General features: G+C 66.0%; 11 protein-coding genes. 1 reads left to right on the top strand and 10 read right to left on the bottom strand.

Annotation, left to right across the window (positions count from 1 at the left end):
* The first annotated feature begins 25 nt into the window (after positions 1–25).
* Positions 26–1555, top strand: coding sequence for a glucosamine inositolphosphorylceramide transferase family protein (locus ACKWRH_RS15255; RefSeq protein ID WP_445221219.1), 1530 nt, complete (start codon positions 26–28; stop codon positions 1553–1555).
* On the opposite strand, the gene mdlC is transcribed toward ACKWRH_RS15255, so the two are convergent.
* The 10 genes from mdlC to ACKWRH_RS15205 form a co-directional block, all read right to left on the bottom strand.
* Entirely contained in the window at positions 1552–3159 is a 1608-nt protein-coding gene (mdlC, locus tag ACKWRH_RS15250) for a benzoylformate decarboxylase (protein ID WP_445221218.1), read from the bottom strand. The genes ACKWRH_RS15255 and mdlC overlap by 4 nt on opposite strands.
* Positions 3160–3195: 36 nt before the next feature.
* Positions 3196–4644 (bottom strand): aldehyde dehydrogenase, encoded by a 1449-nt coding sequence (locus tag ACKWRH_RS15245; RefSeq protein WP_445221217.1) that lies wholly within the window; start codon positions 4642–4644, stop codon positions 3196–3198.
* A gap of 34 nt (positions 4645–4678) precedes the next feature.
* Positions 4679–6004 carry an MFS transporter gene (locus ACKWRH_RS15240; protein ID WP_445221216.1) on the bottom strand — a complete coding sequence of 442 codons (1326 nt, stop codon included), beginning with the start codon at positions 6002–6004 and terminating at the stop codon, positions 4679–4681.
* A gap of 79 nt (positions 6005–6083) precedes the next feature.
* Complete coding sequence (locus tag ACKWRH_RS15235) at positions 6084–7793, bottom strand: FAD-dependent oxidoreductase (RefSeq protein ID WP_445221215.1); 1710 nt, start codon at positions 7791–7793, stop codon at positions 6084–6086.
* Positions 7794–7839: 46 nt separating this feature from the next.
* On the bottom strand, positions 7840–8307 hold the full coding sequence (locus ACKWRH_RS15230; protein ID WP_445221214.1) for a MarR family winged helix-turn-helix transcriptional regulator: 468 nt from the start codon (positions 8305–8307) through the stop codon (positions 7840–7842).
* Positions 8308–8470: 163 nt separating this feature from the next.
* The gene (locus tag ACKWRH_RS15225) at positions 8471–9418 is read right to left on the bottom strand and encodes an ABC transporter substrate-binding protein (protein WP_445221213.1); all 948 of its coding nucleotides are present in this window, start codon (positions 9416–9418) and stop codon (positions 8471–8473) included.
* Between the two features lie 121 nt (positions 9419–9539).
* Positions 9540–10577, bottom strand: a complete 1038-nt coding sequence (locus ACKWRH_RS15220; RefSeq protein ID WP_445221212.1) for an ABC transporter permease subunit — start codon at positions 10575–10577, stop codon at positions 9540–9542.
* Positions 10570–12093, bottom strand: a complete 1524-nt coding sequence (locus tag ACKWRH_RS15215) for a sugar ABC transporter ATP-binding protein (protein ID WP_445221211.1) — start codon at positions 12091–12093, stop codon at positions 10570–10572. Before ACKWRH_RS15215 ends, ACKWRH_RS15220 begins: the two co-directional genes overlap by 8 nt.
* 130 nt (positions 12094–12223) lie before the next feature.
* The gene (xylB, locus tag ACKWRH_RS15210) at positions 12224–13669 is read right to left on the bottom strand and encodes a xylulokinase (protein WP_445221210.1); all 1446 of its coding nucleotides are present in this window, start codon (positions 13667–13669) and stop codon (positions 12224–12226) included.
* 13 nt (positions 13670–13682) lie between these two features.
* Positions 13683–14606 (bottom strand): LysR family transcriptional regulator, encoded by a 924-nt coding sequence (locus ACKWRH_RS15205; RefSeq protein WP_028147172.1) that lies wholly within the window; start codon positions 14604–14606, stop codon positions 13683–13685.
* Between the last annotated feature and the right edge of the window lie 19 nt (positions 14607–14625).

Raw genomic sequence — 14625 nt, 5'->3', positions numbered from 1 at the left:
ATGCGTTGGAATAGGTTGGCTCGACATGATTATCGAGTTTCGCTGCGAACGTGAGCATGCGCGGCGGTGGATGCACCGCCAGACGCTGTCGATCGACGGCCGGGACGTGCCGGTTCAAATCGCATGGACCGCAACGGCGGAGCCACGACCCGCGGGGCTCAACGCCCTGTTCGAGCTCGAGCGCGTGGTGCTGCATAAGGGCAGGCACAGCGGCGCCGACCGACTGACGATCAATCCGGAACCGGCGCACACCGGGACCGCCGACGTGATCGTCGATTTCACCGGTGCTCCGCGCGATCCGAACAGCCCCGCCCGGCTCTACCTCCGCCCGCTGTTCAATGGCACCGCAGGCGAGAACGCTGCGCTCGCCGCGATTCTCGCCGGCGACCTGCCCGTCATCGAGATCGTCAACGAGGTCGACGGTGCGCGGCTTGATCGCGGCCATCCCTCCGCAGAAATCGCCGCCGGTTTGAGCGGTGGGCTCGAAACGGTCATGGCGCGAACCCTGACCATGGTGGCGGCCATCCTGTCGGGACGGCCGCGTATCGTGCCGCAGCTGGCACGCGCGGCCCGGGCCGGCAACGGCCGGCGGCCGGCGGACTATGTCGTGCGCGGCCTCGCCGTATCGATCGCCAAGGAGATCTACCGCCTCTGCTGCTATGCCCCGCATTGGCATGTCGGATGGCGCTTCAACGATGGCGCGGGCGTCTGGCAGACGGGAGATCTCTCCGGGCCTGGCTGGAACGTTCTCGCCGATCCCGGAAACCATTTCTACGCCGATCCCTTCCCGATCACCTGGAAAGGACGAACATTCGTCTACTTCGAAGATCTCGATCATCGGGTTGGAAAGGGCATTATTTCGGCAGTCGAGTTCGGCGACGCCGGCCCGGTCGGCGAGGTCGTGCCCGTGCTGGAGGAGCCCTGGCACCTGTCCTATCCGTTCCTGATCGAGGACAATGGCGAGTTGTGGATGATCCCGGAGAGTTCGCTCCACGGGGACGTCGCGCTCTACAGATGCGTTCGGTTTCCAGACAAATGGGAGCGGCACGCCACGCTGCTGTCAGGCCTCGAACTGGCCGATGTGACGATCACGCAGCACAACGGTCTGAACTATTTGTTCGGAGCCTGGCGAGACGGAACCGGCGGCTATTCGGATTCGCTTGCGATCTATTATGCCGAACACCTGCTCGGCCCCTGGTTGCCCCATGCCAGCAATCCGGTCCTGATTGATCGCGCAAGTGCGCGACCCGCGGGGAACTTCGTCACCATCGATGGCAAATTGTGGCGGCCGGTGCAGGATTGCGCTGACGGATATGGCGCCGCGCTCGGTCTCGCGGAAGTGGTCGAACTGTCTCCGACGACGTTCAAGCAGGTCGTCCGCCACTCCCTCAGGCCCGGACCGGCATGGCCCGGCAGAAAGCTGCACACGCTGAACCGCTGCGGCCGGCTCGAGGTGATCGACGGATCGCGTGTTCAACCCAAGACCCGCGCCTTCGCAAGCAGATTTCCATCGGTCGTCTTGCCCCCGCGAACCAGTCCTCACACCGCCTGCTAGCGCGGATGGCTGAACAGGTCCGTCGTGGCGTCGTCGACTGCGATATCGACCAGCGCGGGACCACGCGATGCCAACGCTTCGCTCAGGATGCGGTCGAGGTCGCCGGCGTCGGTTACCCGCCGCCCCGGGCACCCCATCCCTTTGGCGAGCGCCACGAAATCGAGCCCGGGCAAATCGATTCCGGGCGGGCGATGTGCCTGCATGAGCTGGCTGAAGGCGCGCATCGCGCCATAGCCTGAATTGTTCATGATCACGAAGGTGATCGGCAGTCCCCGTTGCGCCGCGGTCCAGATCGCCTGGACGCAGTACATCGCCGATCCGTCGCCGATTAGCGCGACGATGCGGCGGCCGGGCCGGGCTAACGCCACGCCGACGGCGGCCGGCAGGCTGTAACCAAGCCCGCCGCTCGCCATCGTGTAAAAACTGTCGGCCCCAGGCCGCGGCAGGAACTGTTGAATGGCCGGACGATGCGACGGCGCCTCCTCGACCACGATCGCATCGTGCGGCATCAGCGCCGACAGCCGCGCAAGCGCATACGCCGGAGGAATCGGATTTTGCGCGACAGGAGCGGCGGGCCGCGCCCGCGCGGCCGGCACCTCGCGCTCCGCGACGTCCGGCAGCGCCGACTTGAGTGCAGCCAGCGCTTTCGGGAGCGTGCCGATGATGGTGTCACCGACAGAAGCGGAGGCGGCTTCGGTCGGATCGTCGGTGATCTGCCAGACCGGCGTTCCGTCGTCGAGCAATTCGCATTGTCCTTCGACATGGAAGGTGAACACGGGCGCGCCGACCACGACGATCAGATCGGCGCCGCGCAGGGCGCGGGCGAGCCCTCCAGGTGCGGCCGGCAGGAAACCTGCGAATTGCGGATGCAATTCCGGAAAGCTCGAACGGCTGGACATCGGACTTGCCCAGACGGCCGCCCTCACCTGTTCCGCCACGGCGACCATCGCATCGACACAGCCGTTGCGATCGATTTCGGGCCCGACAACGAAAACAGGTCTTTTGGCGGCTCCAATCGTCGCGCCGAGCCGAACGATTGCCGCGGGATCCGGCGCAAACTCCGTTGCGATGTGACGGACCGGCGGAAGCGACGCAGGACGCGCCCAATCATCCGACGGCACGGACACGAAGGTCGGACCGCGCGGATGCTGCGTGGCGGTGAGGAAGGCCTGCGCAATCGCCGCCGGGACATCCTCGGCGCGCGCGGGTTCCGCGCTCCATTTCACATAGGGCTTTGGAAACTGTGCGGCGTCCTCGGCGAAGAGATAGGGTCGCATCCGCAACAGGCTGCGCGCCTGCTGTCCCGCAGTCACGACCATCGGCGTCTTGTTGCGAAACGCCGTGAAGAGATTGCCGAGCGCATGACCGAGCCCGGCCGCCGAGTGCAGATTGACGAAGGCCGGCCGTCCCGTGGCTTGCGCATAGCCATCCGCCATGCCGACGACGCAGGCTTCCTGCAAACCGAGCACGTAGTCGATGTCATCGGGCCAGTCGCCCAGGAAGGCAAGCTCGGTCGAGCCGGGATTGCCGAAGACGCGATCGACGCCGAAGGAGCGAAGCACACCGAGGGTCGCTTCCCGAACCGTCAGGACTTTTGAGTTCATTGGCCGCTTTCCTTGCGTGCTTCGCTTCGGGCGCAATCAGAAGGGGTAGTGCTGAGGCTGCGTCTCGATGGTGATCCAGCGCAGATCGGTGAACTCGGCGATTCCCGCCTGCCCGCCGAAGCGGCCGTAGCCAGATCCCTTCACACCGCCGAACGGCATCTGCGCCTCGTCATGCACAGTCGGGCCATTGACGTGACAGATGCCGCTTTCGATACGTTGCGCCACCGTCAGCGCACGTGCGACGTCGCGGCCGAACACCGCGGCCGAGAGGCCATACTCGGTGTCGTTGGCGAGCCGGACCGCGTCGTCCACACCGCGGGCGCGGATCACCGAAACGACGGGACCAAAGCTCTCCTCGGTGTAGATCCGCATGCCTGATACGACGCGGTCGAGCACGGTCGCCGGGACGACCGTGCCGACGCGCTCGCCGCCCGCGAGCTTGACGGCCCCCTTGCCGATGGCGTCATCGATCAGCGCAACGACGTGCTTCGCCGGCGCCTCGTCGATCATCGAGCCGACGACCACCGGGCCTGAGCGCGGATCGCCGGCCGGAAGCGCGCCCGCCTTCTTCGCGAGCTTCTCGACAAAGGAAGCGGCCACCGCCTCGTCGACGATCACCCGCTCCGTCGACATGCAGACCTGGCCCTGGTTGATGAAGGCGCCGAACGCCACGGCCGCGACGGCGGCGTCGAGGTCGGCATCGTCGAGCACGACCAGCGGCGCCTTTCCGCCAAGCTCCAGCAGCACCGGCTTGAGATGGCGTCCGGCGAACTCGGCAATGACGCGGCCGACGCGGGTGGAGCCGGTGAAATTGATCCGCCGCACGGCGGGATTGGCGATGAGGCGTTCGACCAAAGCGGGCGCATCGGCCGGCGCATTGGTCACGACGTTCACGACGCCGGGCGGAAAGCCCGCGTCCCCGAACACCTCTCCGATCAGCCGGTGCGTTCCCGGGCAGATCTCGGACGCCTTCAACACCACCGTGTTGCCGCAGGCGAGCGGCGTCGCAACGGCGCGAACGCCGAGAATGATCGGAGCATTCCACGGCGCGATGCCGAGGCATACGCCGGCCGGCTGACGAACCAACATGGCGAGGCACCCCGGCTTGTCGGACGGGATCACCTCGCCTGCGACTTGCGTCGTCAGCGACGCCGCTTCGCGCAGCATGCCGGCCGCGAGCTTGACGTTGAAGGCTGACCAGACCTCCGTCGTGCCGATCTCGGCCATCATGATCCTGATGAAGGCATCGCGCTTGGCGTCAAGCGCATCGGCTGCCTTCAGGAGTAGAGCGCGCCTCGCATTCGGGCCGAGCCCCGACCATGCGGCAAGCGCGGCGGAAGCCGCCGCCACCGCGGCATCGGCATCGGAAACCGTCGCGGCTGCTGCGCGGCTTGCGACCTCTTGCGACAGCGGATTGCGGCGTTCGAACACCTTGCCGCTGGAAGCGGCTTGATCCTGGCCGTTGATGAGAAGACTGACGTCCATGAGAATCTCCCTGATGTTGGTAATGGTGCCGGGCCTAGCCGAGCAGCCGCGATTTGCTGGTTTCGTGCGCGAAGCCGAGCGCGATCATCGCCGCGAGCGCGAGCGCGACGTAATATCCGGTGATGGCATAGGTGGACCCCGTCTGCGCAAACAGGCTGGTGGCGACGAGCGGCGCGATGCCGCCGCCGAGCACCGTGCCGAGCTGCTTTCCGATCGACACACCGGTGAAGCGGATGCGGGTTGGAAACAGCTCCGGGAAATAGCTTCCTTCGCTGCCGAACATCAGGGGATGGATGATGCCCGCGGCCAGGATCACCGCGCCCGTCACCAGCAGGGTGTCACGGCTCGCGACCACGCCGTAGAACGCAAACATCGAGATGGCCGCGAGCACGACGCCTGCCAGGAACAGACGCTTTCGTCCGATCCGGTCGGACCAGGCGCCGACAAGCGGCATCGCCACGAGCCCGACGAGATTGGCGAACAGCACCGCCTGCGTGATCACGTCCTTCTGGACACCGAGTTGGCGCGTCGCGAAGGAGATGGTGAATATGGCCGTCAGATAGAAATAGGACGTCTGCGCCATCTCGGCGAAAAACACGATGAGGATCGGCCGCCAGTGCTCCCTCACCGCCTCGACCGCCGGCGCGGCTTCAGTCACCTCGGCCTCGCGGAATGTCGCGCTCTCCTCGATGCGCAGACGCATGTAGACGCCGAGCGCGACGAGCACGGCGCTGATCAGGAACGGCACGCGCCAGCCCCATGACAGCAGGTCCGCCTCCGGCAGCCGCGAGATCGCCAGCGCCGCAAACGAGGCGAGCACGACGCCGACGGGCCCTGCGGCCTGGATTACCGCAGCCGAGAAGCCGCGCTGGTGGCCGGGCGCCGTCTCGATCGCCATGAGGATCGCCGCGGTCGACTCGCCGCCGAGCGCAAAACCCTGGAGGAAGCGCAGCACGACGAGCGCGATGGTTGCGGCTACGCCCACACTGGCATAGGTCGGCAACAGTCCGATCGACATGGTCGCAAGTCCCATCATGAGCAGCGTGCACAGCAGGACGGACTTGCGGCCGAGGCGGTCGCCGAAATGGCCGAATACCAGTCCGCCGAGCGGACGCGCCAGAAATCCGACCGAGAACGTCGCGAACACCGCAATGGTCGCCGTGAGCTGGTCGAACTTCGGAAAGAACAGCTGATCGAACACCAGCGGCGCAATCAGGCCGTAGATGAAGAAATCGTACCACTCGATCGCGGTGCCGATGGTGCCGGCGATCAGGATGCGCCGGCGGCTGCTCGCCGTCAGCCCGCCAGCAACGGTGGTGGCGGCACGATCGTCGTAATCCTCCAATGCGCTTGTCGTCACGTTTTCCTCCTCCGGTGTCGTTGTCGTCTTGTTGTTGTTGGCCGTCTTGCCGCAAGTTCGATGCGGCCGCGGGAATCGATCAGCTTGCCAGCCGTGCGCCGCTGTGCGCGCCACGCCCAAGCGCGCGGGCCAGGACAGATCCGAGCGTTCCGGCCTGTGATGCGCTGCCGCGCCAGGCCACGATCTGGTCGGGACGTATCAAGGCAAGGTCGGCGTCATAGAGATCGCGCAAGGATTCCGGCAGCGTGACGAGCTTCAAATCGACCCCGAGCGTGCGGACGGCATCGGTGGCCGCGGCGTGAGCCGACGCGACCTCGCCGAACTGGAGCAGCGTCCACTCGAACCCGAACAGGTCGTACAAGGACGCACCGTCTTCCAGCCACGCATGCGGCGCGCGACCGCCGGGGCAGGCGCTCGGAACGTAGACGTTTGCGGCATCGGGCGGTGGCTTGCTGCCGTCGGAGACGATGATCGGCGAGCCATCGTAACGTCCGCCAAAGGTGACGCCGGGGATGTTGAATTCAGCGCGGGCGTGCCGTTCGAGGTAGACCCCTGCTTCCCGCCGCGCCTCGCTGCCCTCGTCCGTGGCATCCTCGATCTCCGGCGCGGGAGCGAAGAGACCAAGGGAGTCGGCGAAGCGCCGGGCATAGTCGGTGTTGCGAAGCGCCACCGGCCGCCGCTCGACCTCGTAGCTGTCGAGCAGCCCGGCCGGGCTCACGCCCTTGACGACGCTTGCGAGCTTCCAGCCGAGATTGACGGCATCCTCGATCGCGGTGTTGTAGCCGAGCCCGCCGGTCGGCGTGAACAGATGCGCCGCATCGCCGCCAAGGAACACCCTGCCCCGCTGCATCCCGTTCGCGACCAGCGCGTGACCGGCGGTCCAGGTCAGGAACGACAGCACCTCGCACGCGATCGGCGCGCCGCAGGCACGCTGGAACGCGGCCTTGGCCTCGTTGATCGTGATCGCATTTTCGTCTTCGCCCGGCTGGAGCTGGGTGTGGAACGCGAATTCGTCGCGGCCGTTCACGGATGCCATGAAGGCACGGCGATCACCGTTGAAACAATTGTACATCCACGCCTTCGCGTGCGGGATGCTTGCGTAGAAGCCGGGCGAGCGGAGGTAGACCGCCAGCATGCGGCCGCCCATGAAATCGCGTTGCGTTCCGGTCTCGCCGCCGTAGACGATGCCGAGCGATTGCCGGACCATCGAGCGCGGCCCGTCAGCGCCGACCAGGAAGTCGGCTCGAACCTGAAAGCGGCGACCATTGTCGAGGCGTTCGATTTCGCCGACGATGCCCTCATCGTTCTCGGTGTAGCCGACGAGACGATGACCGTAGTTGAGCTGAATTCCGGGAAGCCGTTCGGCGTGGCGGCGCAGCACTGCCTCGACATATTTCTGCGAGACCCGATGCGGTAGCTCGGCCGCGCTCCAGGAGCCGGACATGCCCTTGACGAGTTCGCTCGCACGCGACGACGACGGCAACCGAAATCGCGCCAGCTCGAAGCCGGTATAGCGGGTGAAATATGCGACGTCGGTCGGATAATCGGCAGGCAAACCTTCGCGCCTGATCTCGTCCGCGAATCCCAGCCGGCGATAATGCTCCATCGAGCGCGCCTGCGTCGCATTGGCTTGCGGATTGAATGCGGTGCCCGGCTTTTCGTCGACCAGGATCGCGGACACGCCGCGGCGGCCGAGTTCGTTGGCCAGCATCAGCCCGCATGGCCCCCCGCCCGCGATGAGCACCGAGGCCGTCAGACGTGTTTCCAAGACGCTTCTCCCTACCAGCATTATCCTGCATGGTAAGGTAGCCTGACGATATCGTCAAGTAGCCTGACTATTTTGGATCGTCGAGCGTGTCGAACTGCGCGCCGTAGACCGCCAGTCCCTTCAGGATTGCGTCCATCGTGGCCTTGCCGAGCTCGGCGCGCATCTCCTGCTCGGCGACGTCGACCGCGTCGCGGAACGCATCCAGCCATTTGCGCCCGGCCGGCGTGAAGATGACGATGCGTGCGCGCCGATCGGTCGGATCGGCGATGCGATCGACGAGGCCGAGCTCGGCGCATTGATCGACCAGCTCGCCCATCGCCTGCTTGCTCATGGACGCGCGGCGGGCGAGCTCCGTCAGCCTGGTCCCCTCGACGTCGAGATTGCGCGTGAGGCCGACATGCGCGATCCGCGTTTCGTCATGCCCCTTCTCGCTCATCAGTTCGAGCACGCGCCCTTCGAAACGCCGCACTGCGTTGTTGAGCAGGCGACCGATGTTGGCATGCCGCCATGCGGTGCCGGATGTCCTGGCTTTCACGGGATGTGCTTCCGAATCGACCGAGCGAGATTGTGCGAAGCTAACACAACAGGCCCCCCGCGCGCTCGTACGGCCGATCCCGCGACCGTGGCACGACGGGCGGCTTGGATCACAACGCCGCCCGTCGTCTCGTGTTTCGACCGCTCCCGCCGGAAGCGGCGTTCTACTGAGAACGATCCGAGGTCCAGCCCTTGTACTCGGCGACGTTGTCCCTGGTCACGAGCTTCGAGGGCAGGAGCTCGACGGTCGAGGCCGGCTTCTGGCCATTGAGAATGCCGACGCCCACCTGCACCGCGCGCCGCGCCATGAAGAACGGGTCCTGCGAAGCGGAAGCCTGGACCTGCGGCGCTGCCGGATCCTTGAGCGCGGCCTCGATGTCGGGCGCGCCATCGACCGCGGTGATGACAATGCCGCTGCGGCCTTGCTGGCGCGCTGCGAGATCGGTGCCGATCGCCTGCGGATCGTTGATGGCGAAGATGGCGTCGATCTTGGAAAAGCGCGTCAGATAGCCCTGCGCGACGGTGAGACCGCCTTCACGCGAGCCTTTGCCGTCCTGGTCGCTGGACAATACCTTGATGCCGGGATTCTTCGAGAGAACGTTCTTGCAACCGACGACGCGGTCGATCACGGCCGAGACCTGCGGCCCGTTCTCGATGATGACGTCGCCCTTGCCCCCTAGCTTGTCGACGATGTACTGGCATGAGATCTCGCCGGCCTGCACGTTGTTCGTGGTTATGGTGGCGTCGGCGCCTTCGGCCGCGGTGTCGACCGCGACGACCACGATGCCCGCCGCCTGCGCCTTCTTGATCGCCGGCCCGATCGCCTTGGGATCGCCGGGATTCAACAGGATCAGGTCGACGCCGGCGGCAATGAAATTGTCGATCTGGGTGACCTGCTTGCCGAGGTCGTATTCGAAGCCGACCGTCGTGATCTTCACGTTGGGATTGGTCTTCCTGGCCTCGAACTCGGCGCCCTTCGACAGCGCGACGAAGAACGGGTTGCCCATCGACCCCAGCGACACGCCGATCGACTTGAGTTCCTTGGCGAAGGATGGCGCGGTGCTTAGGGCAAGCGCCATCGCGGCGCCGGCGAGCGTGATCGTCTTCAACATTGGCTTCCTCCCTGGTCTGTATTCTTATCCGGAACGGCAGACCAGTTGCCGCAGCGGAACCTCGCATCACCATGCGCACTCAGGTGCGCGCCGAACCCTTTCAGGTTCTGGCGGAGCCTTTTCACGTTCTGGCGGAGCCTTGCAGCCGGTAGCGGTCCAGCGCCACGGCGCCGATGATCACCAGGCCCTTGATGACATATTGCCAGATGTCCGAGACGCCGACGAGGATCAGGCCGTTCGACAGGACGGCGATGATCAGCGCGCCGACCAGCGTGCCCCAGATCGAGCCGATGCCGCCGACGAACGAGGTGCCGCCCAGGATCACGGCGGTGATCGCATCGAGCTCGTAGGACTGACCGAGCTGAAGACCGTTGGCCGCATAGAGCCGCGCCGCCTGCATGGCGCCGCCGAGCCCGGCAAAGAATCCCGAGACGCCGTAGACGAAGATCAGCACGGCCCAGACCTTGATGCCGGCGAGCCGCGCCGCGCTTTCATTGCCGCCCACCGCATAGATGTGCACGCCGAGCACCGTCCGGCGCAGCACCAGCCACGAGACGAGGATGACGAGCAAGGCGATCACCGAGAGCCACGGGATCGACGCCACGCCGGGAACGAGCGTCAGCGAGCCGTTGCCGATGAAGGCATAGGGAATCGAAGGATTGAAGACGGTGGTGTCGGCCCCGAGCAGTCGCGCCAGGCCGCGTACGGCGGTGAGAGAGCCGAGCGTGACGATGAAAGGCGGCAGGCGGAGGAGTGCAATGAGCGCGCCGTTGACGACGCCGAAGCCGAGGCCCGTGAGCAGCGCGGCCGGCAGCCACAGCATCCCGAGCTCCGGCAGCTTGGAGAGCGTCAACCCGGCCATCGCGGACGCCGCCAGGATCGAGCCGACGGAGAGGTCGATGCCGCCGGTGAGGATGACGAAGGTCATGCCTGCGGCGAGCACGGTGTTCACCGCGGCCTGCTGCAACACGATGCCGAGATTTTGTCCGGTGAAGAAGCGGCCCTCCGACAGAAAATGGAAGCCGCCGCACAAGATCAGCAGCACCGGCAGCATGCCGGCGGCGCGGATCAGAAGCCTGATGCGCTGACGCTTCGTCTCCTGCGCGGCCGCGAGGCCCGCGGCGGCGGCGGTGTCCGTCTTTGGAGAGCCGTCATGCATCGAGTTGCTCCATCCCCGTGGCGAGCGCCATGATGTCTTCCTGGTTCAGGGGCGACGTCGCGCCACGCGCGATTTCACCGGCGATATGCCCTGCCCGCATGACGACGACGCGGTCGCAGATGCCGATGATCTCGGGCAGGTCGGACGAGATGACGAGGATCGCGGTGCCGGATTTGGCAAGATTGTCGATGATCGAATAGATCTCGGACTTGGCGCCGACATCCACGCCGCGCGTCGGCTCATCGAGGATCAGGACCTTTGGCGTGGTCGCAAGCAGGCGCGACAGCAGCACCTTCTGCTGGTTGCCGCCGGACAATGCGCCAACGGTGACGTTGATATCGGCAGCGCGAATGCCGAGCGCCGCGAACGCCCTGTTGGCGCGATTACGGCCCTTGTCGCGATCGAGGATGTAACCGATCCGGGCATCCCGGCCGAGCACCGCGAGGTTGATGTTGTCCAGGCACGACATGTCCAGGAACAGGCCGAGCGCCTTGCGGTCCTCGGTCAGATAGGCAACGCCGATGTCGAGCGCCTCACCCGGCGTGCGGATATCGACCGGGCGTCCTTCCAGCTCGACACGGCCGGAGGTCTTGGGCGCCGCGCCAATGATGAGATGCGCAAGCTCGGTGCGACCCGCGCCGATCAGGCCGGCGAGGCCGACCACCTCGCCCGCATGCACGGTCAGCGAGCACCCTTTGACGCGCCGGCCATCGGCCATGTCGATCGCTGCGAGCACGGGATGCCCCCGCCCCGCCTCCGGATCATGATCCTTCTTGTAGAAGGAGGAGACGTCACGCCCGACCATCAGCCGAACGATGGTGTCGGCGCGGATGTCCTGCTTGTCGAGCGCCCCGACCAGCCGGCCGTCGCGCAGCACGGTGACGCGGTCGCCGAGCGCGTAGACCTCGTCCATGCGGTGCGAGATGTAGATTATGGCAAGCCCCTCGGCGCGAAGCTGGCGGATCAGCGCGAACAGCCGCGCGCTCTCGCCGGCGGACAACGCGGTGGTCGGCTCATCCATGATCAGGATTTTTGATCTGACGTGCAGCGCACGCGCGATCTCGACCAGTTGCCGCTGGCCCATGGAGAGGTGCGCCACCAGCGTCGACGGCAGGAAGTCCGCGCCCAGCCGTTTCAGGATGGGGCCGACGCCCTCGCGCATGGCGCCGCGTGCCAGCAAACCTGCCCGCGATAGCTCCCGGCCGAGATAGATATTCTCGGCAACACTGAGATTGGGAGCCAACGACAGCTCCTGGTAGATGATGGAGATGCCCGCCGCGCGGCCGCCGAGCGGACCTTCGATCCGTACCGGGCTTCCTTCGATGCGGATCTCGCCGCCGGGATCGGGCCTGTAGGCACCGGACAAGATCTTCATCAGCGTCGACTTTCCGGCGCCGTTCTCACCCATCAGGGCATGAATTTCGCCGGCATAGACGGTGAGATCGACGGAACGCAGCGCCTTGATGCCAAAGAAGGATTTTGAGACACCACGCATCTCGAGGATCGGATCGTTCATCGTGCCTCCCGACGCACAATGCGTTTCCTACCCGCGTCTCAATCATTTTGTCAGCGCGGTTCACGCATTAAACAAAAGGCCGCGGCACAGAGCAATACCGAACACACGGGAATGCAACGTCGAGGCGACGCTAGTGGCGCGGCCGATACAGTTCGCGCCACGCGGGAAGCCGCTCGGCATAAGCATCGACCAGTCCAGCGTCGGGTTCGAACGTCTCGATGCGTTGCGGCCGCGTGCACACGGCGGCGATCGCCTCACCGGTGACAGCAAGCCGCCCCAATCTTGCCGCACCGAACGCCGCGCCGGTCTCGCCTCCGGCAAAGCGATGGATCGGAACATCCAGCACGTTTGCCAGCACCGAGAGCCAGAACCGGGACCGTGAACCACCGCCAATGGCGTCGGCTTCCGTCATCGCAATGCCGGCATCCGCGAGCGCGTCGCGGCAATCGGCAAGCGCGAAGCCAACGCCCTCGAGCACCGCCTGCACGATCGACCCGCGATCGGTGCCATGGCTCAAACCATCCAGCATTCCGCGCACGGCGGGATCATCGTGCGGTGTCCGCTCACCCGCCAGATAAGGCAGGAAGCTCACCGGCGACGGCGCCTGCGGGCGCAATCCAAGCGGCGCCAGCAACTCGGCCTCGGTGGCGCCGAACAGGCGCGCGATCCAGGCCAGGCAGGAGGCGGCCGAGAGGATCGCGCCGGCCTGAATCCACATGTCGGAAATGGCATGGCAGAACGTATGCACCGCGCGGTCCGGGTTGGCGGCGATTCTGCTGGTCGGTGCCAGTAAGGCCCCCGAGGTTCCCAGGGACACGAACGCGGTTCCCGGCCGGATCGCGCCGATGCCGACGGCGCCTGCCGGATTGTCGCCGGCACCGCCCGCGATCACCGGCTGCCCGCTCATGCCCCAGCGCCGCGCCAGCTCGCCGCGCAGCGTTGTCGCGGGCGCGCATCCCTCGACCAGACGCGGCATGTGATCGCGCGATAGGCCAGTCGCTGCCAGTGCTGCGTCCGACCAGTCCCGGCGCGCGGCGTCGAGCCACAGCGATCCCGATGCATCCGAGACGTCCTCGATGGCCTCGCCGCTCAGCACCAGGCGCAGATAGGCCTTTGGCATCAGAACGAGTTTCGTCGCCGCAAAGATTTCAGGCTCGTGCGCCGCGATCCAGAGCAGCTTGGGCGCGGTGAATCCCGGCATCGCCTTGTTGCCCGACGTCGCGCGCAAGGCGGGCCAGCGTCGTTCCAGGACACGACACTCGGCGGCGGAGCGACCGTCGTTCCAGAGGATGCAGGGCCGCAACGGTCTCGAGCTCGCGTCGAGCAGCGTGGCGCCATGCATCTGGCCGGACAGTCCAATGCCCTCGACGGCCGCCAACTCGCCAGCATGCGTCGCCTTCAAGGCATCCAGCGTGGCGAAGGTTGCATCGATCCACTGCGCGGGGTCCTGCTCGAAATAGCCTGATAGCGGCGAGTCGGTCGTCAACGGCCGGCTCTCGCTTGCAATCACGCGCTGGGCGCTGTCGACGAGAACGGTCTTGACCGCCGAGGTGCCGAGATCGATGCCGAGATACATGGCTGCTACCCGCTCACTTCGTCGCGTCCATCCAGATGCCCGGCTCCGAATGCTCGCGGATGTGGGTGACGAGGAAGTCGGAAAAGGCCCTGATCTTGGCGGGCAGCCCGGCGCGGTTCTGGTAGGCGATGTTCATGGTGAGCAGCGGCAGCTCCCAATCCACCAGCACCGGGACGAGACGGCCCGCCGCGATGTCGCTTTGAACGATGTAGAGCGGCTGGATGAGGATGCCGAGCCCTGCCAGCGCCGCGCCGCGAATGACCTGGCCGTCATTGCTGTCGAGCGTCGGCGTGATGCGGACGGTCTGCGCGCCATGGCTTTTGCGCAGGCGCAGTGAATAGGGATCGTTCGCGAGATTGTAGACCAGCATGTTGTGACGCGCGAGATCGGCGGGCTGCTCCGGCTCGCCGGCGCTTGCGAGATAGGAAGGGGCGGCGGCAAGCACGCGCCGCATCTGGCCGATGCGACGGACGATGATGTTCGAATCCGGCTCCTGCTCGCGCGTCCGGATCGCGACGTCGATGCCGGCCTCGATGAAATCAGGATAGCGGTTGGCGGTCGTAATCTGCATGTTGAGCTTCGGATAGCGCGCGCGGAAGGCCGGCAGCATCGGCGCCAGGTAGATCACCGCGAAAGACAGCGAGCTCGTGACCCGCAGCGTGCCCTGCGGCGACAGCGCGCGATCGCTGACGATGTCCTCGGCCTCCGCCAGTTCGCTCAGCACCCGGCTGGAGCGCTCCAGCAGCTCCTGCCCCGCCTCCGTCAACCACAGCCTGCGTGTGTTGCGCTCGATCAGCCTGACCGCAAGGCGCTCCTCGAGCGCGCTGAGATGGCGGCTCGCCGCCGCATTCGACATGCGCAAGGCCTCGGCGGCTTTTGACAGGCTGCCGAGCTCGGCCGTCTTGGAGAACACCTCCAATTGTAGCAGGCGATCCATTTTTCCACTTTTAGAAAAA

Source organism: Bradyrhizobium sp. Pa8 (assembly GCF_052588265.1).
The sequence above is the reverse complement of the archived record's forward strand: the minus strand, read 5'-3'. Positions and strand labels throughout refer to the sequence as shown.